General features: G+C 36.7%; 23 protein-coding genes and 2 pseudogenes. 20 read left to right on the top strand and 5 right to left on the bottom strand.

The genetic code is table 11. The annotated features are described in order from the left end of the window. Window positions 1-121: 121 nt before the first annotated feature. The 10 genes from Bccel_RS05810 to Bccel_RS05765 all read left to right on the top strand — a co-directional run bounded on the left by Bccel_RS05810 (window position 122) and on the right by Bccel_RS05765 (window position 8829). Entirely contained in the window at window positions 122-868 is a 747-nt protein-coding gene (locus Bccel_RS05810; protein ID WP_036944236.1) for a MerR family DNA-binding transcriptional regulator, read from the top strand. A 114-nt stretch (window positions 869-982) separates the two neighbouring features. Further along, the gene (gene uvrA / locus Bccel_RS05805; RefSeq protein ID WP_036944234.1) at window positions 983-3505 is read left to right on the top strand and encodes an excinuclease ABC subunit UvrA; all 2523 of its coding nucleotides are present in this window, start codon (window positions 983-985) and stop codon (window positions 3503-3505) included. A gap of 377 nt (window positions 3506-3882) precedes the next feature. Next, window positions 3883-4296 (top strand): MerR family transcriptional regulator, encoded by a 414-nt coding sequence (locus tag Bccel_RS05800; RefSeq protein WP_036944233.1) that lies wholly within the window; start codon window positions 3883-3885, stop codon window positions 4294-4296. A gap of 68 nt (window positions 4297-4364) precedes the next feature. Then, entirely contained in the window at window positions 4365-5252 is an 888-nt protein-coding gene (locus Bccel_RS05795) for an Mrp/NBP35 family ATP-binding protein (protein WP_036944231.1), read from the top strand. Then, window positions 5249-5614 carry a NifB/NifX family molybdenum-iron cluster-binding protein gene (locus Bccel_RS05790; RefSeq protein WP_036944230.1) on the top strand — a complete coding sequence of 122 codons (366 nt, stop codon included), beginning with the start codon at window positions 5249-5251 and terminating at the stop codon, window positions 5612-5614. Before Bccel_RS05795 ends, Bccel_RS05790 begins: the two co-directional genes overlap by 4 nt. Before the next feature lie 3 nt (window positions 5615-5617). Continuing rightward, a complete protein-coding gene (locus Bccel_RS05785) occupies window positions 5618-6478 on the top strand; it encodes a 4Fe-4S binding protein (RefSeq protein ID WP_036944229.1) in 861 nt (286 codons plus the stop codon). Next, window positions 6450-7331: a nucleotide-binding protein gene (locus Bccel_RS05780; protein ID WP_036944227.1), complete on the top strand. Its 882-nt coding sequence runs from the start codon at window positions 6450-6452 to the stop codon at window positions 7329-7331. Before Bccel_RS05785 ends, Bccel_RS05780 begins: the two co-directional genes overlap by 29 nt. 13 nt (window positions 7332-7344) lie before the next feature. Next, complete coding sequence (locus Bccel_RS05775) at window positions 7345-7710, top strand: NifB/NifX family molybdenum-iron cluster-binding protein (RefSeq protein WP_036944226.1); 366 nt, start codon at window positions 7345-7347, stop codon at window positions 7708-7710. A gap of 293 nt (window positions 7711-8003) precedes the next feature. Continuing rightward, complete coding sequence (locus tag Bccel_RS32500; protein WP_201782000.1) at window positions 8004-8261, top strand: SPASM domain-containing protein; 258 nt, start codon at window positions 8004-8006, stop codon at window positions 8259-8261. A gap of 43 nt (window positions 8262-8304) precedes the next feature. Beyond that, window positions 8305-8829, top strand: a complete 525-nt coding sequence (locus Bccel_RS05765; protein WP_036944225.1) for a DUF6125 family protein — start codon at window positions 8305-8307, stop codon at window positions 8827-8829. A 210-nt stretch (window positions 8830-9039) separates the two neighbouring features. Here Bccel_RS05765 and Bccel_RS05760 read toward each other — a convergent pair whose 3' ends face one another. The 3 genes from Bccel_RS05760 to Bccel_RS29580 are packed head-to-tail and all read right to left on the bottom strand — an operon-like array spanning window position 9040 to window position 10647. Beyond that, complete coding sequence (locus Bccel_RS05760) at window positions 9040-10158, bottom strand: anti sigma factor C-terminal domain-containing protein (protein ID WP_036944223.1); 1119 nt, start codon at window positions 10156-10158, stop codon at window positions 9040-9042. Then, on the bottom strand, window positions 10148-10447 hold the full coding sequence (locus Bccel_RS28730) for an RNA polymerase sigma factor (RefSeq protein ID WP_242857066.1): 300 nt from the start codon (window positions 10445-10447) through the stop codon (window positions 10148-10150). The genes Bccel_RS05760 and Bccel_RS28730 overlap by 11 nt, the downstream gene beginning before the upstream one ends. Before the next feature lie 23 nt (window positions 10448-10470). Further along, complete coding sequence (locus Bccel_RS29580; RefSeq protein WP_152965941.1) at window positions 10471-10647, bottom strand: sigma-70 family RNA polymerase sigma factor; 177 nt, start codon at window positions 10645-10647, stop codon at window positions 10471-10473. 401 nt (window positions 10648-11048) lie between these two features. Here Bccel_RS29580 and Bccel_RS05750 point away from each other — a divergent pair, with 401 nt between their 5' ends. The 9 genes and pseudogenes from Bccel_RS05750 to Bccel_RS05710 form a co-directional block, all read left to right on the top strand. Continuing rightward, window positions 11049-13052 carry a CotH kinase family protein gene (locus Bccel_RS05750; protein ID WP_050753166.1) on the top strand — a complete coding sequence of 668 codons (2004 nt, stop codon included), beginning with the start codon at window positions 11049-11051 and terminating at the stop codon, window positions 13050-13052. A gap of 199 nt (window positions 13053-13251) precedes the next feature. After that, window positions 13252-13881: pseudogene (locus Bccel_RS05745) on the top strand (spore germination protein); the annotation flags it as partial. A 6-nt stretch (window positions 13882-13887) separates the two neighbouring features. Continuing rightward, window positions 13888-14529 carry a Ger(x)C family spore germination protein gene (locus Bccel_RS05740; protein ID WP_242853158.1) on the top strand — a complete coding sequence of 214 codons (642 nt, stop codon included), beginning with the start codon at window positions 13888-13890 and terminating at the stop codon, window positions 14527-14529. Then, entirely contained in the window at window positions 14519-14872 is a 354-nt protein-coding gene (locus Bccel_RS05735) for a hypothetical protein (protein ID WP_036944221.1), read from the top strand. The genes Bccel_RS05740 and Bccel_RS05735 overlap by 11 nt, the downstream gene beginning before the upstream one ends. A 180-nt stretch (window positions 14873-15052) precedes the next feature. Continuing rightward, window positions 15053-15727 carry a response regulator transcription factor gene (locus tag Bccel_RS05730; RefSeq protein WP_036944219.1) on the top strand — a complete coding sequence of 225 codons (675 nt, stop codon included), beginning with the start codon at window positions 15053-15055 and terminating at the stop codon, window positions 15725-15727. A gap of 124 nt (window positions 15728-15851) precedes the next feature. Beyond that, complete coding sequence (locus tag Bccel_RS05725) at window positions 15852-16775, top strand: ABC transporter ATP-binding protein (protein ID WP_036944217.1); 924 nt, start codon at window positions 15852-15854, stop codon at window positions 16773-16775. Next, entirely contained in the window at window positions 16768-17553 is a 786-nt protein-coding gene (locus Bccel_RS05720) for an ABC transporter permease (RefSeq protein ID WP_036944216.1), read from the top strand. Before Bccel_RS05725 ends, Bccel_RS05720 begins: the two co-directional genes overlap by 8 nt. A gap of 17 nt (window positions 17554-17570) precedes the next feature. After that, window positions 17571-18461 carry a sensor histidine kinase gene (locus Bccel_RS05715; RefSeq protein WP_152965939.1) on the top strand — a complete coding sequence of 297 codons (891 nt, stop codon included), beginning with the start codon at window positions 17571-17573 and terminating at the stop codon, window positions 18459-18461. Window positions 18462-18692: 231 nt separating this feature from the next. After that, window positions 18693-18953 (top strand): annotated as a pseudogene (locus Bccel_RS05710) (Rieske (2Fe-2S) protein); the annotation flags it as partial. Window positions 18954-19073: 120 nt separating this feature from the next. Here Bccel_RS05710 and Bccel_RS05705 read toward each other — a convergent pair. Both Bccel_RS05705 and Bccel_RS05700 read right to left on the bottom strand, forming a co-directional pair. After that, window positions 19074-19418: a hypothetical protein gene (locus tag Bccel_RS05705; RefSeq protein ID WP_036944213.1), complete on the bottom strand. Its 345-nt coding sequence runs from the start codon at window positions 19416-19418 to the stop codon at window positions 19074-19076. Between the two features lie 146 nt (window positions 19419-19564). After that, window positions 19565-20182 (bottom strand): L,D-transpeptidase family protein, encoded by a 618-nt coding sequence (locus Bccel_RS05700; protein ID WP_152965938.1) that lies wholly within the window; start codon window positions 20180-20182, stop codon window positions 19565-19567. 234 nt (window positions 20183-20416) lie between these two features. On the opposite strand from Bccel_RS05700, the gene Bccel_RS05695 reads away from it, so the two are divergent. Beyond that, on the top strand, window positions 20417-22369 hold the full coding sequence (locus Bccel_RS05695) for a discoidin domain-containing protein (RefSeq protein WP_050753163.1): 1953 nt from the start codon (window positions 20417-20419) through the stop codon (window positions 22367-22369). Window positions 22370-22395: the final 26 nt, after the last annotated feature.

Genomic DNA, 22395 nt, shown 5'->3' with positions numbered 1-22395 from the left:
TGAAATATTGATAAAAGGATATATAACATTTAAAATGTGATTAAGGGCTATTGACCCGATTAAATACTTGTTAATATCTAATGAATGATTATTCTATAGGAAAAGGATGCTGTTTTTTGATATGAAATACTATAAGACATCAGAAATTGCAAAATTAGCAGGTGTACATCCAAACACTGTAAGATTATATGAAGACATAAATTTCATTCCCAAGGCAGAAAGGAAGGAGAATGGATATCGGGTATTTAACGATATCCATTTAGAACAAATCAGGCTTGCCAGAATGGCACTTAAGTGTGAACTGCTGCAAAACGGACTTAGAAAACAGGCAATTGATATTATAAAGACTTCTTCTGCAGGGGATTATGAAAATGCTATTAATAAGACTCAAGAATTTTTAAGTAACCTCGAAAAGGAGCAGCATAATGCTGAAGAGGCAATTGATATTTCAAAAGACTTAATTTCAAACGTTAAGAATGAAAAAAGTACACTTAATTTAACCAGAAAAGAGACAGCCCAATATCTGGATGTAACAATTGATACTTTGAGGAATTGGGAATTAAACGGGCTTGTAACTGTTGAAAGAAAGGAAAACGGTTATAGGATTTATACAGATAAAGAGATAAGGTTTCTAAAAATTATCAAGGCATTGCGTTGTGCAAACTATTCCCTTATGTCCATTCTTAGAATGCTCAAGGCAGTTTCAGAAAATAGAACTGAAAACATTAAAAAAATTATAGATACACCTTATGAATCAGAGGAGATTATAACGAGCTGTGACAGGCTCATAACCTCAATTTTAAATTCAAAAAATACAGCATTATTAATGCTTAAGCAGCTTGGAAAAATGAAAAGAAAATTCAAATAAACCCTCCACTTTAACACCAGACTTTATTTGTGTTGTATATTAAGGAATAATTGAAATATTACTTTCGATTCTGACTACTGATAATTCAATACTTTTATAAAGGAGTGTGTTATAATGCAGGATGCAATTATGATTAAAGGTGCCAAGGAAAACAACTTAAAAAACATTTCACTTAGCATTCCCAAAAATAAGCTGGTGGTGCTTACAGGGGTATCTGGTTCAGGAAAATCCACAATAGCTTTTGAAACCCTTCAGACAGAGTGCCAAAGGCAGTATTTAGAGTCTCTCGGGATGGTTACAGATGAATTTGTAAAGCCAAAGGTAGATTCCATAACAGGCTTATCACCTGCAATTAGCGTTAATCAAAGCAATTCAAACAGGAATCCACGCTCAACTGTAGGTACAGTTACTGAAATTTTTACTTATCTCAGGATTCTATATTCAAAGCTAGGGTTAAGAAGATGCAAGCATTGTGGAAACACTGTAATGCCCAACTTTTTAAATGATAGTATTTATAATGGGGCAGAAGATGATTCAGATCTATCCGACTTTGAGGAAGGAATGCCCTGTCCCCATTGCGGAAAAACAATTCCGGTTCTTACAATGAGCCATTTTTCCTTTAATAAACCTCAGGGGGCTTGTGAAGAATGTAACGGTATTGGTCTTACCAGAGTTCCCAACCTTAAAGAAATCATGAGTATGGATTTATCTATAAATGAGGGAGCTATACATTTATGGGACGATTTTTTGACGCAGAGAAATGGTGAAAGCGTTGCAAATGCCGGTAAACACTATGGCTTTCAGGCGGATCTTAACAAACCCATTAAGGAATGGGATGAGGTGGCTATAACATTTTTACTTAATGGTGCACTCAGCGATGAAATAAAAATGCTTTTTCCGGAAATGAAGCCTCCTAAAACCGTGCCTCTAGGACGTTATGAAGGACTTCTAACCAATCTCAAACGCAGGTATTCCGAAAGCTCCAATTCTCCCAAAGCACAGGAGCAGCTAAAAAAGTTTTTTCATGAGGATATTTGCCCTAAATGCAAGGGGAATAGACTTAAACGTGAGAGTGCTGAGGTTACGGTTTGCGGAATTAATATTATTAATTTGAGCAAAGAATCTCTTATAAATGTGTTGGATTTCGTGTGCAAAATACAAAAGGAATTTACATTTGAAGAGTTACAAATTGTTGCACCTGTAATTGAAGCTTTAAAAGAAAGGCTTAATAGGTTTTTAGATGTTGGAGTCGGATACCTGAGCCTTGAAAGAAGTGCTGTAAGTCTTTCAGGCGGTGAAGCACAAAGGCTTCGTTTAGCCTCGTTATTAGGGTCAGGATTAACAGGAGTCTTATATGTATTGGATGAACCTACTACAGGACTTCATTCAAAGGATACTTCAAAATTGTTAAAAGTTCTGTGTCATTTGCGTGACATTGGAAATACTGTGCTTGTTATTGAACACGATCTTGATGTTATGAAAAATGCCGATTATATAATTGATATCGGTCCGGGAGCAGGTGAATACGGCGGCCAGGTGGTTGCTTGCGGCACAGTTGACGAGGTAATGAATACCCCAACATCACTTACAGGAAAATATTTAGCCGGAAGTCTTTGTGCTTATCGTTCTAAAGGAAGAAGAAAGAATTTATCTGGATTTCTTTATGTCCATAACGCAGTAGAAAACAACCTTAAGAATATCAGTGTGAATTTTCCTATTGGAAAATTGACTGCTGTAACAGGTGTTTCTGGTTCGGGAAAATCATCACTGGTTTTTGATGTGATAGCCTTTCATGCAGAAAGTTACTTTAATAATAAGAAAGCACCTGAAAATGCCAAGGTGGAAGGCTTTAATCATTTTGCCAGGGTAATTACATTTGATCAGAATGAAATAGGCCGGTCTTCCAGGTCAAATGTTGCCACCTATACCGATATATATACCGAAATTCGCAATCTTTTTGCCCAATTACCTGAAGCAAAAAAGCAAAAGCTTACTCCAAGGCATTTTTCCTTTAATGTTCCAGGAGGCAGATGTGAAAAATGCGAGGGGATGGGAGTTATGACAATACCAATGCACTTCATGCCTGATGCCGAGGTTATATGTCCAGTATGCCGGGGTAAACGTTTTGGAAAAAATGTTTTATCTGCAACATATAAAGGACACAGTATTTCAGACATACTTGATTTATCAGTGGAAAGAGCTCTTGGAGTATTCGAGGAGCAAAAAAACATATTTGAAAAACTTGAATTTTTAAAGAAGGTGGGACTGTCTTATCTAAAGCTTGGACAATCTTCTGCAACCCTTTCTGGCGGAGAGGCTCAACGAATTAAGCTTGCTAAAGAGCTTGGATGCAGCTACTGCGGAAACACACTCTACCTTCTTGATGAACCGACAACAGGACTTCATCCTGATGATATTTTTAAGCTTTCAAAGGTTCTTGATGAGCTTGTAGCCATGGGAAATACAATGATCATTATTGAACACAACCTGGATATCATAGCTATGGCAGATCACGTTATTGATTTCGGACCTGATGGGGGAGATGAGGGAGGCATAATTATTGCTCAGGGAACCCCGCAGGATATTATGCTAAATGACAGGTCTTACACAGGAAGGTGCCTGGCTGGTAGTTTGTAATTGTTAAGGCAGACGTTTTATGGCTTAATGCATTGTACTGGAATTCTTACCAGTTGTTAAATAAAAAATAACCTTGTTGACATACATAAGAAATAGATGTAATATTATTGTGTGCATATGCACATAATAATATTGAGGTGTAGAAACAATGCTGATGTTTTTGTAAACTTCAATAAAATTATTGGAAATCATTAAAAAGAAATATATATAATATTTGGAATGGATGTGTAATATTAACCTTTGAGAAAGCTATTTGGGATTATCTTGAAAGACAGAGGATTTAGAAAACCTCAAAATTGACAAAAATATTTATTCAAAATATACTTAGACATAGTGTTAAATGTTTTGAACTCAAGATAATCTGGATGGTGAAATTCATGTTTGATGAAGATAAAGGTATATATACCATAGGGACAGTAGCGGAATTGATTGGAGAACATCCGGAAACGCTAAGAGTTTGGGAGCGGAATGATCTCCTACGTCCTGATAGGGATAAGTACCAAAGAAGATATTCCAACAATGATGTGAAAAGGCTTAAATTTATAAAATATCTTATTGATAAAAAAGGATTGAATATTGCCGGGGTAAAGCAGCTAACTTCCATGTATTCATGTTGGTATAAACGAAACTGTAAGGGCGGGGCTGAACAGAACAGCCCAACTCCGGTGAATGAATCAAAGCCTTGCTGGAAGATTGAAGGAACCTATTGTCTTGTGGCAAGTGATAAGGCGGAAATGTGCAGTACTTGCGATATGATTAAAAAGTGCACAGGATGTACGGGATGTAAGTAAAAATTTTAATTAAAACTTCAATAAATTTATTGAATTAAATTCAAAATAATCAAATAGGAGATGGAGATATGAGTGAGTGTAGTTGCGATTGCACAAGCACAGAGTGCAAAAGTGAAGGATGTTCTACCGGAAGCTGTAATGTTAACCCCCAGGATTTTCTTGAAAAGTCACATGAGCTTAACCGTATCAAAAAAGTAATTGGAGTAGTTAGCGGAAAGGGCGGTGTCGGCAAATCACTGGTGACATCAACTTTGGCGGTTCTAATGAGAAGAAAGGGCTACAAAGTTGGTATTCTTGATGCAGATATCACCGGACCCTCCATACCTAAAATGTTCGGTGTCACTAAAAAAGCCGAAGGAAGTGAGCTTGGAATCTACCCTCAGAGAACACATAACAATATAAATGTAATGTCAATAAACTTATTACTTGAAAAGGACGATTCGCCTGTTATCTGGAGAGGGCCTATTATTTCAGGTACGGTAAAACAATTCTGGACTGATGTTATATGGGGGGATATTGATTACTTATTTCTAGATATGCCTCCCGGAACTGGAGATGTTCCGTTAACTGTATTTCAATCCATACCCCTTAGCGGTATAGTTATTGTTACATCGCCCCAGGATTTGGTTTCTCTGATAGTGAGGAAAGCTTATAATATGGCTAAATCTATGAATATACCTGTATTGGGTATTGTTGAAAACATGAGCTGGCTTAAGTGCCCTGACTGCGGTAAAGAAATTCAGTTATTCGGAAAAAGTAAGATAGAAGAAGTCGCTTCCAAGCTGGGAGTGCCCGTACTCGGAAAGATGCCTATTGATCCATCAATTGCTGAGCTTTGCGATAATGGAGATATTGAAAAGTTAAACCATTCTTATCTGGATTGTGCAGTAGAGAATATTGAAAAAGCAACAATGGATAAGTGTCCAATAAAAAAGAAATGGAGTGATCAAAAATGAAAATTGCAGTTCCATCAGAGGGAAATACAATAGAGAGCAGTGTATGCCAGTCTTTCGGGCGTACTTATTACTTTGTAGTTGCCGACTCAGAAACACTTGAATATAAAGTAATCGACAATCAGGCGGTCAGCAGCCAGGGCGGAGCAGGAATTAAAGCTGCTCAAGCTGTTGTGGATAGTGGTGCAGACGCAGTGGTAACTTTTCATTGTGGTCAGAATGCAGCTGATGTCCTAAAAGCGGCAGATATTAAAATAATGAAGGCAGTTCCCGGTACAGTCTCGGAAATAGTTCAAAAGTATAAGGCGGGAGAGCTTTTGGAATTAGCAGAGATACATGCGGGATACCACCAGCATGGAGGTTAAACCATGCAGATAGCTGTTTTAAGTGGAAAGGGAGGTACGGGCAAAACATTTGTATCGGTAAACCTTGTTTATGCAAAAGGTAAATCCGTATATATCGATTGTGATGTAGAAGAACCTAATGGCAGATTGTTTTTGAAACCGCAGATAAAGCTGATGGAAAAGGTCAATACCATGATTCCTGCTGTTGATGCCCAGAAATGCACAGGATGTCGAAAATGTGTGGAGCTGTGCAAATTTAATGCTTTGGCCTATATAAAAAATAAGCTGCTCGTTTTTCAAGAGTTGTGTCATGCCTGCAAGGGATGTGTCATGTTATGCCCGCAAAAAGCACTTTCGGAATCCAGCAAGCAAATTGGGCATATTGAACGCGGCGTGTCAGGAGAGGTCGAAGTTATTACGGGAGTTTTAAATACAGGTGAAGCCACAGGAGTACCGATTATAAGGAAACTTATTTCCAGTGTACAAAAAGACAGAACTGTAGTACTGGATTGTCCTCCAGGGAGTGCATGTAGTGTAATGGAAAGCATTAAAGATGCGGATTTTTGCTTAATGGTTGCTGAACCAACAGTGTTTGGAATACATAACTTTGATATGATTTATAAACTGGTCAAGTTATTTGGTAAACCCCATGCACTTGTTGTTAATAAAGACATTGGTGATAGAAGTTTGATTGAAAAATATTGCGATGACAATGATATCAGGATAATTGCTTCCATTCCTTATGATTCAGAACTTGCACTAATTAATTCAAAAGGGTTTGTTGCAGCCAAAGAGAATGAAAGATACTGGGGTATTTTCAAGGAAATACTTGATACAATTGAGCAGGAGGTGTGCTATGAAGCAACTGGTCATATTGAGCGGTAAAGGCGGTACAGGAAAAACAACTGTTGCAGCATCTTTCATTGCTCTTGCCAGCAATAAGGCATATTCCGACTGTGATGTGGATGCACCTAATCTGCAACTTATATATGCATCAGGATCAGAATCTGAAATAGCAGACTTTTATGGATATCAGAAGGCTGTGAAATATGATAAATACTGTACAAACTGCGGAAAGTGTGAGGAATTGTGCCAGTTTGGGGCTATAAAAGATGGAAAATTAAATGCTTTTGAGTGTGAAGGATGCGGCGTCTGTGAAGCTTTCTGTTCCTCGACAGATGAATATGGAAAGAAAGCAATACGGCTTGAAAACAATATATCAGGCCAGACAATGGTGTATAAGATCGAAGGCGATGTTTTCTCAACTGCAGAGCTAAAAATGGGAAATGGTGCTTCTGGGAAATTAGTCACACAGGTTAGGAAGAACCTGTATAATTCCATGAATGGTCAGGAGATTGTCATAATAGATGGATCTCCGGGTATCGGATGTCCTGTAATTGCATCGATGACAGGGGTTGATATGGTTCTAGTAGTAACTGAACCGACATTATCAGGTATGCATGATATGGAGAGAATTATTGAAACAGCAGGTAAATTCGATGCAGCTTGTGTTGTATGCATTAATAAGTTTGATGTAAACTTGGAAAATACGCAGAAAATTGAAGAGTACTGCACACTTAGGGGGATTCCGGTGGCAGGCAGGATACCTTTTGATCCCAGAGTAATAGAAGCAGTCAATGCTGGAAAGCCGATAACTCTAATTTCATGCAGCCCTGCTAAAGATGCGGTTATACAAATATGGGAAAGTGTATCGTCAATTCTGCTGAATAAAAACTGAAAGGAGTTTTAAAATTATGAAAATTGCAGTTGCTAGTGAAGGAAGAATGGTGGCACAACATTTTGGACACTGTGAAGGGTTTAACGTGTTTACAGTGCAGGGTGGTAAGGTCACAGAAAGCGAATTTTTTCAAAATCCCGGTCACAAACCAGGATTCTTGCCGAATTACCTGAATGAAATGGGTGTTAATGTGATTATATCAGGTGGAATGGGTGGAGGTGCCATTGAGATTTTCAACGAAAAGGGTATACAGGTGGTTACAGGAGCAAAAGGAACAGCAGAAGACACATTAAATAGTTTTCTTTCGGGAAATCTAAAATCCACAGGCAGTGTATGTCATGAACACCAGCATAGTGACAGCTGCGGCGGGCATGACTGATTTATGGTAGGTAATGACATATTAATGTAGAGGGCTTTCTGAAAATGGAATTAATATAGCAGTTATTTCATTTTACAGACCTTGGTTTTAGCGAAATATCTATAGAACCTGTTGTTGGCAAGGGGGAGGAATTTCATATATATAGAAAACCTCCCTGCTATTCTGTCAGAATATGAAAAGCTTGCAAGTGATTATATTACAAGAATAAAAGAAGGAAAGTCATTCAGATTTTATCACTTCAATATAAATTTATATGAAGGTCCATGCCTCTATAAAAGAATAACTTCTCAGGCATAGAAAATATCAAAATAAAAGATAGGTTTGGCGTAGCTAACATATTCAATAAGGAAGAATGTCTCGATTGCTGGGCAAAGCTTTATTGCTCAAGAGGTTGCCATGCAAATTCCTACTACTCAAATAGAGGGATATTAAAGCCTGACGAAACAGTTTGTGAAATGCAGAAAAAGCCTATAGAGTGTGCCATTATGATTGAGGCTTGTAGGATGTTGGACAAAATTGTTCGCAGTCGGTTAGCTTTCGTAAAGATTTAAAGAAAAAAATGGATGAGATATTGAAAGAAATGGAGGTCGGTTCATGATAAAGGCAGAAAAGATGGAGGACTTATCAAAGGATGAATTGGTGGAACTCAATAAAATATATGCAAAAAACTGGCTTGCCCACGACGGACTTTGGTTCCAATCCATAGAAGATAAGTATGGTATGGATATGGCTATTGATATGGACAGGGAGGCATGGAGAAGATTCACGGTGATTGAAGCAAGGCGGCTAATAGACTTTTTACAGCTTGGAAGCAATTCGGGCATAGATGGTCTGAAAAAGGCTCTTTCTTTCAGACTTTACGCTTCACTTAATGAAGATGAATTTGTGGTTGAAGGCGGTAATGTGCTGTTATATCGAGTTAAAACGTGCAGGGTTCAACATGCAAGAAGAAAAAAAGGCTTGCTTGATTTTCCTTGCAAGTCAGTTGGTATGGTCGAATACAGCCTTTTTGCCAAAACTATAGATGAGCACTTTGAAACAGAGGTGTTAAGCTGCCATCCGGATATTACTGCCACAGAATATAATTGCATATGGAAGTTTACTTTGAAAAATAGTTAATGTAAAATATAAAGACTTGAATCATTTAGGGTTTATGGTGCCGGCAGAAATAGGAATTCAAAACATGCACAAATGAGGATAAATGATGCTTGAAATACAAGGATATTCCTTAGGTATAATTTTTAACGTTGTTTACATGTAAACAACGTTAAAAATCTTTATTGCCAAGGACTAGGTAGACCACATTTTTGCTAATTATGACTATTGAACTTACCAGTTCCAGAAATCCATATCAACTACAGTCATAAAGCGTGGATCCAAATTTGAGGTTAGTTTTACAAGCTCACTAGATGGTCCGGTAATGCGGAGTCCATAAACTTTAATTCCATTCTTCAAAATATGAGAAGCCTTTTCAGCTACAGAGCTATCAATTCCATTGTCCTTTAACAAGGATGGATCAGGTTTTAAAATATTCTTATTTTCATTTAGCCACTTTAGTTCTTCCAGTACTAATTTTTCGTATTCTATTACATTTCCCTTTTTAAATTCCGCAAAGTGGAAGCGGCCGGGATTGGATAATTTGCCTGGAATACCCCATTGAAGCACCTGCTGATTTTCAAAAGAAATATTTTTAGGCTTTAAATTTTCAATGCCAGCCTCAACAGCCATCCAGCTTACTTCCACATCGTAATTTCCAATTAAATTTTCCACTTCAGGCACGCTTATTATTTTCTTAAGTGAATAATCTACTGTAGCTACTGAATTGTCTAAATTTTTACTTAATATTCCAGACTGTACTTTTACATCTTTGCTTCTGTCAAACTTCGTATCCATAAAGAGATTAGGATGGATAAAGTCAGCACCAATATATGCAGGAACAGTGACTTTACCGGTTATTGTGGACATTTTTCCGACATATTCCTTTTGCTCGCCATAATTTCGGCCAATAACAGGCCGTGCTCCGATTTTAAGAGATTCAGAAAAGGAAAGTGATTCTAGTGCACTATTTCCCCACATGTTTACTTTATTAGGTTGAGTAAACTGTATAATATCCATAAATGCTCTCATTTGATCTTCACGGCCTATTCCAGCACGTATTTGCCATGCAATAAACGGAGTAATAAGTACTAAAAATAAAACACCTAGTATTATCAAAACTATTCGAAATATGGCCATGTTAAATTTGAATCTGGTTTTTTTCAATATCCTGCTTTGATCTATGATACTATTCTGCTTGAAATCAAATTTTATATCTTCATTTAATAATTTCATCTCTTTGCTGCAAGCATCACAGTTTTTTATATGATTATCAACCTGCATTTTAACACTTGCATCAAGAGTTCCTGCGAGATACTCAGGAAGCAATTTAAGTACTTCATTACATTTCATTATAATAATCCCTCCTGTATAGATTTTTTAACTTTTGCCTTCCTCGAAACAAAAGCACTTTTACATTATCGAGGCTTACACCAATAATGCTTGCAATTTCCGCATATGTAAGATTGCCATACTCTTTTAGCATCAATACGGATTTATATGGCTCCGGTAGCTTGGATAAACTGTTTGTAAGTATATCCATACGCTCTGCATTAAGTACTGAAATCTCCGGATTTACATCACATGAATCGTCTACTGTCTCTGGTACTTCACCATAATCAATATTTGAGTTCTTTCTAATAATATCAAGTGCAATATTTCTTGTTACTTTATAAAACCAAGCCTGGCTGGAAGTTCGTTATTGGCTATGCAATGCTTTGTAGCCCTCAAAAATGTTTCAGATACTATATCTTCAACTAGTGATATATCTCTTATAAAGGTCATTGCATATCTGGTTAACGGCTCCGCAAGTTCACTGTAAAGTGATGTCAAGGCATCCACTAAGCATCACCCGCCTTTACTTAATAAACGTTTGAAAGTCATGAATGTTACAATATTATATTAAAAGATTTTATACAACTTAAATTATATATCAATTTAAAACATGATATAAAAGGACAAAATATGTCACTATGCTTTGTACATTGTCAGATAGAGGATATAAATGATAAAATTTAAGAGAGGAGGTATTTTTTTTATTTTTATTTTATTTTTAGGGAGCGTTATATAATAAAGTTTTATGAAAATCTAAGCGGAGGGGTGGAATTATTTAAAAAGGAATATACGGGATTCGACATGATTTTACATTGTACTATAATTCTCGTCATATTGTTGCCTGAAAATCCTGTATGGAGTTGTATAGTATATATATATTAATATGATATTAATTGGAGGAATAGGGTATGAAAAAATTTTTAAAAATGCTGGCAGCTTCAACCTGTCTGGTGTTTTCGCTGGTAAATATTAACCCTATAGGGATCAATGCAGCTGATGTAACCAGGCCACAAGGTTGGACTGAAGAAAGCCATGGTAAAAAAGCAGATCCAAACTATTCATTGATTTTCCCTGAGGACAAGGTCAACAGAATTGATATTGTTATTAGTTCGGAAAACTATAATAAAATGGAAACTAATGTAAAGTCGCTTAATATGATGAGTACTGAAGATCCCATATATGTACCGTCCACAGTAAAATTCAATGGCCTTACATGGACTAATGTAGGTGTAAGGTATAAAGGATCAAGTACATTATATACTCCATTGCAAAGTCAAAAGCATAAACTTCCTTTACACTTAAAGTTTGATAAATTTGAAGATCAATATCCTGAGATTGACAATCAAAGATTTTATGGATTCAAGGATCTTAAACTCAGCAATTGTTGGTATGACCCTACGTTTATGAGAGACAAGCTTACCAGTGATATTTTTCGTTCAGCAGGAGTCCCTGCAGCCTGTGGTGCGTTTTACAGGGTGTATATAGATTCAGGAAGCGGACCTGTGTATTGGGGATTATATACAGGATTTGAGGATCCTGCGAATAAGATGCTGGATACCCAATTTACAAATGGTGACGGAAATATGTACAAAGGTCTGTCAGCACCAACGAGTTTTGGCATGGGTACAACTTCAAACGGAGCTGATTTGACAGTATTTAAAAAGGAAGGCTACGAGAAGAAAACCAATGAAGATGCAGATGACTGGACCGACCTTCAGGCACTTGTTACTGCACTTAATGCTCCGCGGTCAAACGCTGCTACATGGAGGGCAAACCTGGAAAAAGTATTTAATGTTAATCTTTTCCTCAAATGGCTTGCAATCAATACGGCAATTACAAACTTCGATACATACGGATGGGTAACTAAGAATCATTATTTGTACCAGGATTTAGGGGATAATGGGCGTATGGTATATGTCCCATGGGATTTTAATTTATCGCTCTCAGATGACCCTTTTACTATGATGGGCATGGGTGGCATGGGAGGCGGTTTTGGTGGTTTTCCAGGTATGCCTGGTAATACAATACCAGCTACTCTTTCACTAAGTGAAATTGGAAATAGCTGGCCATTAATCCGTTTCCTAATAGATGATCCTGTTTACAAAAACATTTATCATTATGAAATGAAAAATGCAATGAGTACTTGTTTTAATCAATCCACAATTAATTCGAAAATAAGCAAGCTGCAGGAACTAATTCGTCCATATGTAGTAGGAACGGAAGGAGAAAAGAGCCCATATAGTTTTCTGACTAATGGTGCAACTCAATTTAATCAAGGGGTTACCGACCTTAAAAATCTTATTTCCAGACGTCATAGTGCTGTAAGTACCTATTTGGCACCAATTACTATTTCTCCGACACCTGTAGTATCTACAAAGCCAAGCTCTACACCAACACCTACGCCGACACCAACATCAAACGGTTATAAAATCTCAGGATACGTAGCACCTGATTTTACTAACTCCCCAGGCGGGAATCTGTTATCCGGCTTTAAAGTAGAAGTAGTAGGTGCAAATTTATCTGCTACAACAAACCAAGCAGGGTACTTTGAAATAAATAATGTTCCTTTACCATTAAACCCGTCAGGCTATACAATAAAAATAAGCAAGCCTAATTATCTCTACAGGGAGATTAAGAATGTTATAGTTAATAAAAACGTTGTTCTAGGATCATCTACTTCAAGCTCTCCTATAATGATGTGGGCTGGAGATATTAAAATAGGCGGCGTTCAGGACGATGTAATAAATATGACAGATGTCATTCAAATAGCACAGGGATTTAGTGCAGTTATGGGTGATACTAAATATAAAGCAGATAATGATTTGAATAACGATAATGTTGTTAACATGGCAGACATTATAGTATTGGTAAGACATTTTAGTGCTACTCCAACAAGTTATCCTGCATTGTAATATACTGCTTAGTAACGGTGAAAAAATCCACTCTTTTCCAAGGGCTAAATAAGCCTTGAGAAAGAAGTGGATTTTTTGCAATAATTAAAAATGTAAAATGATTATTGCAAAACATATAGTATATATGCATGAGAATAAATTTTAGTAATTATTCCCGGAATTATTAAACTCAGAAAAGCCCGATTCTGTTGCTGCTTTTCTTACGCTTTTTGTTCCGGCAGCATATATTTCATTAATTACATTTCACCAGGAGATGATTCCAACTCCATTGCTGATAAGTATTGCAGCACAGCGTGAAGGTATTCCGTTCCCCGCCTTTATTGAAGCAATATTGATGGAAGGTGTATTTGAAATCCTAAGAGAGGCGGGAATAAGAATGCCAAGGGTTATCGGCCCTGCTATTTCAATTGTTGGTGCTCTTGTTTTAGGTCAGGCTGCTGTTGAGGCTGGTATCGTGTCTGCGTTTATGGTAATAGTAGTGTCAATAACTGCTATTTCAAGCTTTGCAATACCAAATTACTCATTGGCTAACGCTGCAAGGATAATAAGTTTTGTTCTAATGGTGTTAGCAGGGATATTTGGATTGTATGGTGTTTTTATGGGACTTATTGCATTAATTCTTCATTTGTGCAAATTGAAATCAATCGGGATTCCCTATATGACACCCATTGAACCAAAAGCAAAATACGCCACAAAAGACACCATTATCAGGTATCCTTTGTGGCTTAATAAAACGAGGCCGAAAGTAATCAGTGGGTTAAACACGCCAAGGGTGGATGCGGATAATATAGTAACGAAAAAAGAAAAAGAAAATCCGGAATTCAGGTGATATATAATGAAAAAGTTATTATTAGTACTTATTATACTGGCAAACATGTTTCTAGGCGGATGTTTATCGGAAGAATTAACTGATATTGGAATAGCCGTTTCCGTAGGAATTGATAAGTCGGAAGAAGGCTATTTAGTTACTTATCAAGTAATGAATCCAAAAGCAATTTCAGCAAAGGCTCCCAATGAGGCGTCTATTGTGTTATACACAGAAAGCGGAAAAGACTTGTTTCAGATAATAAGGAAGATTACAGAACATTCTCCTAGAAAAATGTACCATTCGCACGTGAGAACTGTTATTTTTGGTGAAGAAATCGCAAAAGAAGGTATTAAAGACATGTTGGACTTTTTTGTCCGCGAACACGAATACCGTACTGACTTTTATTTTCTTATAGCAAAAGGAACAACAGCACATAATATTTTGAAAGTCATAACGCCTTTGGAAACAGAAACAGTATCGCAAATGGAAGTATACAATGCTCTTGAAACTTCTGAGAAAGTATGGTCGCCAACAAAAACCACTAAAATTTTTGAACTTGTCAACAAGATTATTTCTGACGGAGATAACCCGGTGATGACAGGCGTTGAGATTCTTAGAGTTTGCGCAGCAGCTGCTTGGCAAATGGCTGGGAGGCTTTGTGTCTATTAGCTTAATTATGGTAGAATTATTGGCAGGTACCGATGTTATATGGTATTTTGGTGATTTTTTTACAACAGTGTATATGACCGAAATTACAAAGTATCATATAAATATTTTATTTATAGCTGTCTTGGCAATTGCTCTTCTATATGGTTTGGAAGCAGTAGCTAGAGCTAGAGTGGCTGTTTATTCAGGAATTGTGTATAAGGATGTTCCTTATCAGGTCAACTGGGACATGGTGGTAAGGTCTTCTGCTGCCATTACTTTCGGGTTTATTTTGCCTGCAGTGCTTCTGGTCGTTGCATTAGTAAGGAAAAAGCTCAACACTAAAAACAAACCGAAGAAAGAATAACTTCACGTTTTCAGTACAATTAGGGTAGTTAAGAAAAGGGTAAAAATGTGAAATCTAAAAGGTTATTATTGTATGATACAGAATTATGATATAGTATAATTAATTATAGTATTGGCCATATATAAAGGATTTATGGGCAAATTTGAAATGTTTCGGATGATTGGTGAGTGATGAATAATAATGTATAAAATACTGATCGTTGAAGATAACAAAGATGTAAATAAAATGCTTGCAGAGGTGTTGAATGAAGAGGGATATCAGGTTTGTTCAGTATATACAGGCATAGATGGCCTTAAAGAAATAAGTGAAGGGGAATATGATCTGATTCTCCTTGATATTATGCTGCCCTATAAAAGCGGGGATGAAATATTAAAAGAAGTGCGTAAATTTTCCGATGTTCCTGTTATAATTATTTCTGCTAAGGATATTACAGGCACAAAAATAGAGCTTTTGAAAATGGGTGCTGATGATTATATAACAAAACCATTTGATTTGGGAGAAGCAGTTGCAAGGGTACAGACATGCCTTAGGCGTTTTAAAAAGCTGGAGGAAAAGGTGTATAAATATAAGGATATGGTAGTTGACATTAATTCAAAACACATAACTGTCAATAACATAGAGCTTGAATTGACAGCTAAAGAATATCTGATCATTGAACAGCTCATCAAAAATAGAAACAAGGTATTTACCAAAGCTAATCTTTATGAAATCATATGGCAGGATGCATATCTAGGTGATGACAATGCTGTAAAGACCCACATGAGCAATTTAAGAAGTAAACTAAAAATAGCCAACCCGGACAATGAGTATATAGAAACAGTATGGGGGCTTGGTTATAGACTTTATAAAGAATAATCTTATCGAAATCTTTACATTTTATTTTGCAGCTTAACCTTTTCTAAACCTTTAGGTTTTATACTTAATTATATGAAAAGTCATTAACTTTTACACTTTTCATAAAGAAAGGGCAGGTGAGAAAATGAAAGATTATGTTTTGAAAACCAGTAACCTGACAAAAACCTATAATAGTACAAATGTTTTACAGGATGTGTCGGTAAGTCTTGAGGCTGGTAAAATATATGGCTTAATTGGACAAAACGGTGCAGGAAAATCTACATTTATGCGTATTGCTGCAGGACTTGTTTTCCCCACAAAGGGAGACATTGAACTTTTTGGTAAATGTGGTGAAAGGGACTTGCAGGCTGAAAGAAAAAGGTTGGGATGTATGATTGAGTACCCCAGCTTGATTCCCTACATGACTGCACTGGAAAACCTTACATATCACAGAGTAATAAGGGGGATTCCAAGGACATCGATAGAAAACGAACTGCTGGAGCTGGTAGGACTTAAAGATACAGGAAAAAAGAAAGCCAAGAACTTTTCTTTAGGTATGAAACAGCGATTAGGCATAGCCATAGCTTTACTTGGAGATCCCGAACTGCTTATTCTGGACGAACCTATCAATGGTCTTGATCCTTTAGGTGTAGTGGAGATAAGGAATTTGTTAAATAAGCTTTGCGAAGAAAGAAATATGACAATTCTTATATCCAGCCACAATCTGCCGGAGCTTTATCAAGTTGCTACCAATTATATAATTATCCATCATGGAATAATTAAAAAAACCATCAACCAAACAGAGCTTGAAGAAAACTGCAAACATCATATTCTAATAGGATGTGATCAGCCGGAGAAGTTGGTAAGTGTTTTGGAAATGCAGCTAGGTACAAGCAACTATAAGGTTATGCCGGATAAAACGGTTAAACTATACGATTATTTAGATGACAAGGAATTGGTAGCAAGGACTATCTTTGATAATGGTATTGTGATAACAAACTACTGTATTCAGGGAGATACCCTCGAAAACTACTTTATTTCCGTTATTGGAGGTGACCGCAATGTATAATTTAATCTATGCTGATTTATATAAGATGTTCAAATCATCTATTGTAAAAGTTTTATTTGGAATTACATTATCATGTGCTGTAGCAATGGCAGTAATAGCATATCTTATTTCTCAAGGGAAGATTGATCCTGGAATGAGCGGAATCGGTTTCATGTTCTCGGATATTAACATTATAAGTATTCTTGGTGCTGTTATCATAAGTATTACTATCTGTGGTGATTTTGATAATAAAATAATTCATGATGCTGTAGCAAGTGGATGCAGCAGGATTTCCATTGTTGTAAGCAAAGCTATTGCAGCTTTTTGTGCCATAGTATTCATTTTACTTCCATATGCTATCATAACATTTATTGCTCTAAACACAGGTTTAAAGTTTAGCATTGGCTCTATCGGACTGGGATTTTTGAATATAGTAACTCAGGAGTCCGGTATATCCTTTAATATGCAGGAAGCTTTTAAATTACTTACTGTTATGCTGACCCTATTCATCGTATACATTGCACAATTAAGCTTGTGTGTTCCGATGGCCTTTTTATTTAAGAAGTCGGTTGTTGTGGTTGCCGTTTATTATGGCCTAACAATTTTTTGCCCGCAGCTGGCAAGAATAGAGATGTTAAAAATTATTTTTTCATGTACTCCATATTTAGGAGATTATACCCTTTTGACAACTAATACAGCAACTGAAGATATCATTAAAGCAATCTTAGTTAGTATGGTATTTATAATTGCAATGTTGACTGTTACATGGAGTGTGTTTAGAAAATCCGAAATTAAATAACGGAAGGTTGTGAAAAGGTGGGAGGGACAACTGGTATTCTAATTGCTGCAGTCTTTCTGCTTGTCTTATATATTGTCATACTCCAAAGGCAAATACGAAACATTAACAGGCAGCTTTTAAAAAGGCTTACATTGGATACAAAACAGCCTGTAAGTCTGCAACTTATTAATGGTGAGCTAAATAAATTAACTTCAAATATCAACAAGTGCTTAAAGGCGGAGGAAACCCTCCGTCTTGAAAGCGTTCGTGAGGAAAAGCGGTTTAAGGAGCTAATTGCAAATATATCACATGATTTGCGTACCCCTCTTACTGCCGTCAAAGGCTATCAACAGCTTCTTCAAACCAGTGAACTGACTAAAGAACAGAAGAAAAAGCTACAAGTTGCCAGGAAGCATACGGAGGAGTTAGGGAACTTAATTGAACAATTTTTTGAGTACTCATATCTTATAAATGCAGACCCCAAAGCTAATACTGAACCTATTAATATTACAAATCTTGTTACAGAGTGCCTTGCTGAGTCAGTATCTTCTTTTGAGGAGCACTGTATAGAAGTAAAGCTTCATGAGGCACCAACGGTATTTGCAATGGCGGACCAAGGTATGACGGTGCGTATAGTTCGAAATCTGATACGTAATTGTGTGGCTTATTCTGCTGGTGATGTCTACGTTGCTATTACTGCTTCTGAAAATGCAGTCATATCATTCAAAAATCCCGTTAAGAATGCGGCTGTCATTGATGCAGCACGCATTTTTGAGCGTTTCTATACGGGGGATAAGGCAAGGAGTAAAAGTACAGGCCTTGGCCTGCATATAATAAAGCTCCTGTGTGAGCAAATGGAAGGGAAGGTAAGTGCCAACTTAAATGGGAATGAGCTTACTATAAATGTTGAACTTCCATTATACAAGTAGAGTTTGATAATTAAGCTCCTAAGGCTGTGTTGTTGATATTCTATGTGTTGGGTGCTTTTAAAAGGAGATGAGGACGGATAAAAAACTCTATATATGCATAATATATATGTATTCTTTTTATGATGCTTTATAGGAGAAATATTATGAATATAGATGAACAGAAAGATTTTAAAAAGCCGCCCCAATCATTCTGGATGGCCTCTACACATAACTCTGATTATCATTAGACCTGGTGAAGGAAAGATAATTGAAGCAAACGGTCAAAAAGCCGGAGCTTATAGAGATGAACAAGGCACATTACATGTAGTAGATACAACGTGTACACATATGGGTTGCGAATTAAGCTGGAATCCTGCTGAAAAGTCCTGGGATTGCCCATGCCACGGCTCAAGGTTTTCCTATGAAGGCGGTGTAATAGAAGGGCCGGCACTAAGATCATTGGATTTGCACGATGTAAACACTATAGAAAAACTTGTGAAAGATGATTTTTAGGCATTTTTTGTGCATTTAGATTATAGATACCGAACTGTAAAATTAGTTATATAAAGAGAGCAGAATCGCTGAAAAAGGGCTATTCCAGGCGAACTGATATATAACTTTACAGTTCGGTATCTATATAAACAAGCCAATCAAAAATGTTGTCAGGTTTGCAGTGAATGTATAAAGAAATATAAAAAGTTTTTTTCTATCTTTTATAAATAACGAATATATTAAGAACTCAATAAAAAGTATTGCTACTTCGGTACATTTGAAGATTATATCAGAATATCTGTATAGTGTTGTGTAAAAAGTTGTAAGTAATACAATATGTAAAAGTATCTGAGTAGAAATATTTACTATCACAATAAGCTTGAAACTTCGTATTTTAAAAGCTAAAGCTAATAATAATTCAATAATAACAGTTAAAGCCATGCATTTTAATGCTTCAGGCAAATATGATTGCAATGCAGATAACATGATTCACTTCCTTTGGCATAAGGATCAAGTATAAACAACAGATCTTTAATGTTGTGATACAGACTTTACAATGATTGTATCATAAGAATTATAGGTTTACAACAAACGGTAATTATCTTAGCAGTAAATCAAATTTAAAGCCTGAATCACCATCTTAACACTTCATTCATAGGACCTTGAATTATTATTGGGTTACTGGAGGGATTTAACCAACGAATAATTTTCAGCAAGTTGTCATATTCAACTGCTATACATCCAAAGGTTGGCACATCAGGGCCTTCCCATATATGCAGGAATATAGCACTCCCTCTACCTGGAATCCTGTCTGCTGTGTTATAGTTTATAACAATTGAATAATCATAGTAAACTCCGTCTTCAGGTCTTAATACTTCTCCTGAACTCCACCTTCCGTAAGCGGGATTAACCTGCCAGGTGTTGTAGTAGAGGGAATCAACATCATCAACCCAAGTATCATTCTCAGTTGTTTGTCTATATGGAAGTAAGGTGCTGGGATTAGGGTATTTTCCAAAACATGTTTGCAATTTATAAACTCCTATTGGAGATTTTCCATCACCTTCTATCTTGTTGCAAGTAAAACCGTTCTTTCCAAGCACAGCATTCATTGGCGGAAAAACCCTCTCCCAAACGTCTCCTGTTTTCTCAAAGGTTTCAAGAGTGGCTGATTTATCGCTATATCTGTCATTTGTCACTAGTATTGTTTGTAATGAACTTTTGACACAACGTAGTTTATTGATAATCATCATAGTGCTCCATAAAAGAAAAATAACTATTATATTCTATTATTTTATTTTATGTGTGGTTACAGAAGAAAGAAAAATATTTACCAACATATCAAAAATATTATATAATCAAGCTAAACGTTAAACTAACCCACATAAATTTAAAAAAACATACGAATTATTATAATAAGGGGATAATTAAGTTCTCTATTATTAATAATTTTACATTCATTAACATTTTTTACAAGGAGGAATTGTATGAAAAAAGTTTCATTAATCTTAATCATTACACTCTTGATGACAGCTGTTTTTTACAGCTTCCCGAGTTCATTTGCTGCAGATGAACAGTATCCGGGATTTAAGGTCAAAGGTCGTTTCCTTTATGACAAAAATGGAGAGAAAACGATATTGTACGGTGTAAATAAGATGATCATATGGATGGATGTCGATGGAGTTCCGTCTTATGAGGAAATTGCCAAAACTGGTGCGAATAGTGTTAGAATTGTGTGGGGCATAAGCGGCACACCTGAAAAACTGGATAAAGCAATTTATAACTGCCGTCTTAACCACATGATTCCTATTATTGAATGCCATGATGCAACCGGGGAGTGGTCCAAGCTTCAGACAGTTGTTGATTATTGGGTAAGACCTGATATATTAGAGGTGCTTAAAAAACATCAGGAATATTTAATAGTAAACATAGCAAACGAATGTGGACAAACTGTTTCAGATGCTGATTACAGGGCAGGCTATAAACTGGCGGTAAGCAGGATGAGAACCGCAGGAATACATGTTCCCCTTATGATCGATGCTCCAAGCTATGGACAGGGAATTGATTCGCTGCAGGCAAACGGCCCGTATCTTATAGAAAATGACCCGGATCAAAATCTTCTATTTTCAGTACATATGTGGTGGCCTTTATCATGGGGATACAGCGATCAAAAAGTAAAGGACGAAATAAAGCAATCTGTTGATATGAATCTGCCTTTAGTTGTAGGAGAGTTCGGGCATCAATGGGATGAGACTGCACAGGGAGCAATTCCATATAAAACAATATTAGAGCAGTGCCACTTAAACGAGGTAGGGTATCTACCCTGGGAATGGGGACCCGGCAATAATCCTCAGACTTTTCTTGACATGACAACCGATAGTACATTTGCAACCCTTCAGGGTTGGGGAAAGGAGGTTTGTATTACAAACCCCCACAGTATAAAAAATATTGCGGTAAGACCTAAATTCATGCAGGAAGATGTTCCGCCGCCGCCTACACCAACACCTTACCCAGCTGGAAACATGGCATTAAATAAGACTATTGAGTCTTCAACCAATCAAGATAGTGAATTTACTGCTAAAAATGCTGTTGATGGCAATGGTGATACAAGATGGGCTTCGGTATCAGGTAAGTATGATACTGAATACATAAAGGTTGATTTAGGATCAGTTAGTGATATAAACAGAGTTGTTATATATTGGGAAGATGCATATGCTACGCAATATAAAATACTTACCTCTGCCGATGGTTCAAGCTGGACAACAGCATACCAGCAATATAACGGTAAGGGTGGACTAGACGAAATAAAGCTTGATAAGACATATAGTGCCCGTTATGTAAAGGTGGAATGCAGTCAGAAAGTAAACTCCGAATGGGGATATTCTATCTGGGAAGTGCTGGTGTATGGCCAATCGGTCGGTACGCCAACACCAACTCCCACGCCAACGCCAAATGGGAAAACTATATCAGGATATGTTAGGCCTGATTTTGATTCAACTACTACTTCATCACCAGTTAAGGCTGGATTTAAAGTTGAGTTTGGTTCATTGTCGGCTGTTACCGATCAAAATGGTGCATTTACATTAAATGATGTTCCACTGACCATTGTGGCAGAACCATTAAAAGTATCAAAGGACGGTTATCTTACCAGAGTAATTAACGGTATAAATGCTGGAGACAAAATAGGAAGCATTAATTCTCCTTTGGAAATATGGGCTGGAGATATTGCAGTAAACGGGGTTCAGGATGGATCGATAAACATGTCGGATGTCATAGCACTGGCAAAAGGATTCAACGCTGTTTCTACAGATTCAAAATATATAGCTTCTTGTGATCTCAATAAAGACAACTCTATAAACATGAGCGATGTAATTATACTTGCAAAGCACTTTAATATGACTACAAGTAATTATCCTGCTTTTACCGGCGTTACAAGGTAGTATCAAAGATTAATTACTTTTAACTA

Origin of the sequence: Pseudobacteroides cellulosolvens ATCC 35603 = DSM 2933 (assembly GCF_001262605.1) — a bacterium.
Taxonomy (GTDB): Bacteria; Bacillota; Clostridia; order Acetivibrionales; family DSM-2933; genus Pseudobacteroides; species Pseudobacteroides cellulosolvens.
Note: the sequence above shows the minus strand (reverse complement) of the source record. Positions and strands in the feature narration are given on the sequence as shown.

Excerpts from the sequence above, each read along its gene's own strand:
- Bccel_RS05750 (WP_050753166.1), top strand. The coding sequence starts at position 11,049 with ATGAAAAAATTTTTAAAAATGCTGGCAGCTTCAACCTGTCTGGTGTTT.
- Bccel_RS05800 (WP_036944233.1), top strand. The coding sequence starts at position 3,883 with ATGTTTGATGAAGATAAAGGTATATATACCATAGGGACAGTAGCGGAA.
- Bccel_RS05740 (WP_242853158.1), top strand. The coding sequence starts at position 13,888 with ATGAAAAAGTTATTATTAGTACTTATTATACTGGCAAACATGTTTCTA.
- Bccel_RS05795 (WP_036944231.1), top strand. The coding sequence starts at position 4,365 with ATGAGTGAGTGTAGTTGCGATTGCACAAGCACAGAGTGCAAAAGTGAA.
- Bccel_RS05785 (WP_036944229.1), top strand. The coding sequence starts at position 5,618 with ATGCAGATAGCTGTTTTAAGTGGAAAGGGAGGTACGGGCAAAACATTT.
- Bccel_RS05705 (WP_036944213.1), bottom strand. The coding sequence starts at position 19,418 with ATGTTATCTGCATTGCAATCATATTTGCCTGAAGCATTAAAATGCATG.
- Bccel_RS05790 (WP_036944230.1), top strand. The coding sequence starts at position 5,249 with ATGAAAATTGCAGTTCCATCAGAGGGAAATACAATAGAGAGCAGTGTA.
- Bccel_RS05725 (WP_036944217.1), top strand. The coding sequence starts at position 15,852 with ATGAAAGATTATGTTTTGAAAACCAGTAACCTGACAAAAACCTATAAT.
- Bccel_RS05780 (WP_036944227.1), top strand. The coding sequence starts at position 6,450 with ATGAAGCAACTGGTCATATTGAGCGGTAAAGGCGGTACAGGAAAAACA.
- uvrA (WP_036944234.1), top strand. The coding sequence starts at position 983 with ATGCAGGATGCAATTATGATTAAAGGTGCCAAGGAAAACAACTTAAAA.
- Bccel_RS05765 (WP_036944225.1), top strand. The coding sequence starts at position 8,305 with ATGATAAAGGCAGAAAAGATGGAGGACTTATCAAAGGATGAATTGGTG.
- Bccel_RS05695 (WP_050753163.1), top strand. The coding sequence starts at position 20,417 with ATGAAAAAAGTTTCATTAATCTTAATCATTACACTCTTGATGACAGCT.
- Bccel_RS05760 (WP_036944223.1), bottom strand. The coding sequence starts at position 10,158 with ATGAAATGTAATGAAGTACTTAAATTGCTTCCTGAGTATCTCGCAGGA.
- Bccel_RS05700 (WP_152965938.1), bottom strand. The coding sequence starts at position 20,182 with ATGATGATTATCAATAAACTACGTTGTGTCAAAAGTTCATTACAAACA.
- Bccel_RS05720 (WP_036944216.1), top strand. The coding sequence starts at position 16,768 with ATGTATAATTTAATCTATGCTGATTTATATAAGATGTTCAAATCATCT.
- Bccel_RS05810 (WP_036944236.1), top strand. The coding sequence starts at position 122 with ATGAAATACTATAAGACATCAGAAATTGCAAAATTAGCAGGTGTACAT.
- Bccel_RS05730 (WP_036944219.1), top strand. The coding sequence starts at position 15,053 with ATGTATAAAATACTGATCGTTGAAGATAACAAAGATGTAAATAAAATG.